Here is a 1619-nt window from a genome sequence, read left to right as displayed (position 1 = left end):
GCCGCCCGTACTTTGAGAACTACACAGTGGACGCGAGCATCTTAAAGAAGCGAACATAGAACATTTTTGTTTTATGGCTCATGTGATTTCAAGTCTTTAAGAGCAAACGGTGGATGCCTTGGCATCTGGAGCCGAAGAAGGACGTAGCAATCTGCGATAAGCCTCGGGGAGCTGATAAGCGAGCTTTGATCCGTGGATTTCCGAATGGGGAAACCCCGCCAGGCGTACTTGTGCGACCTGGTGACTCCCGCCTGAATATATAGGGCGGGTAGAGGGAACGTGGGGAAGTGAAACATCTCAGTACCCACAGGAAGAGAAAACAACAGTGATTCCGTGAGTAGTGGCGAGCGAAAGCGGAAGAGGCTAAACCGGGCGTGTGTGATAGCCGGCAGGCGTTGCACGTTCGGGGTTGTGGGACCCGCTTGAACCTTCTGCCGAGGGTTCGACGTGACAGAAGCGTATAGACGAACGGTCTTGAATGGCCGGCCAGAGAAGGTGCCAGCCCTGTAGTTGAAATGCGTGTTCTGGCGTGGTGGGGATCCCAAGTAGCACGGGGCCCGAGAAATCCCGTGTGAATCTGTCAGGACCACCTGATAAGCCTAAATACTCCCAGATGACCGATAGCGGACAAGTACCGTGAGGGAAAGGTGAAAAGTACCCCGGGAGGGGAGTGAAATAGTACCTGAAACCGTTTGCTTACAAACCGTCGGAGCCTCCTCAGCTGGGGTGACGGCGTGCCTTTTGAAGAATGAGCCTGCGAGTTAGCGATACGTGGCGAGGTTAACCCGTGTGGGGTAGCCGTAGCGAAAGCGAGTCTGAATAGGGCGATTCAGTCGCGTGTCCTAGACCCGAAGCGAAGTGATCTATCCATGGCCAGGCTGAAGCGACGGTAAGACGTCGTGGAGGGCCGAACCCACTTAGGTTGAAAACTGAGGGGATGAGCTGTGGATAGGGGTGAAAGGCCAATCAAACTTCGTGATAGCTGGTTCTCTCCGAAATGCATTTAGGTGCAGCGTTGCGTGTTTCTTGCCGGAGGTAGAGCTACTGGATGGCCGATGGGCCCTACCAGGTTACTGACGTCAGCCAAACTCCGAATGCCGGTAAGTGAGAGCGCAGCAGTGAGACTGTGGGGGATAAGCTTCATAGTCGAGAGGGAAACAACCCAGATCGCCAACTAAGGTCCCAAAGCGTGTGCTAAGTGGGAAAGGATGTGGAGTTGCTTAGACAACCAGGAGGTTGGCTTAGAAGCAGCCACCCTTGAAAGAGTGCGTAATAGCTCACTGGTCAAGTGATTCCGCGCCGACAATGTAACGGGGCTCAAGCACACCACCGAAGTTGCGGCATTGACACTTTTGGCAGGCCTTCGTGGTCCAGCCGTGTTGATGGGTAGGAGAGCGTCGTGTGGCCAGCGAAGCGGCGGAGTGATCCAGCCGTGGAGGCCACACGAGTGAGAATGCAGGCATGAGTAGCGAATGACGTGTGAGAAACACGTCCTCCGAAAGACCAAGGGTTCCAGGGTCAAGCTAATCTTCCCTGGGTAAGTCGGGACCTAAGGCGAGGCCGACAGGCGTAGTCGATGGACAACGGGTTGATATTCCCGTACCGGCGAAGAACCGCCC

At 55.0% G+C, this 1619-nt stretch carries 1 rRNA gene; it reads left to right on the top strand.

Going from position 1 to position 1619, the window contains the following annotated elements:
- Positions 1-86 precede the first annotated feature (86 nt).
- Positions 87-1619 (top strand): 23S ribosomal RNA (locus ACODR5_RS13475); the annotation flags it as partial.

This window comes from Microbacterium sp. FG3, from assembly GCF_057809335.1.
This window is presented reverse-complemented; position numbering and strand designations above follow the sequence as displayed.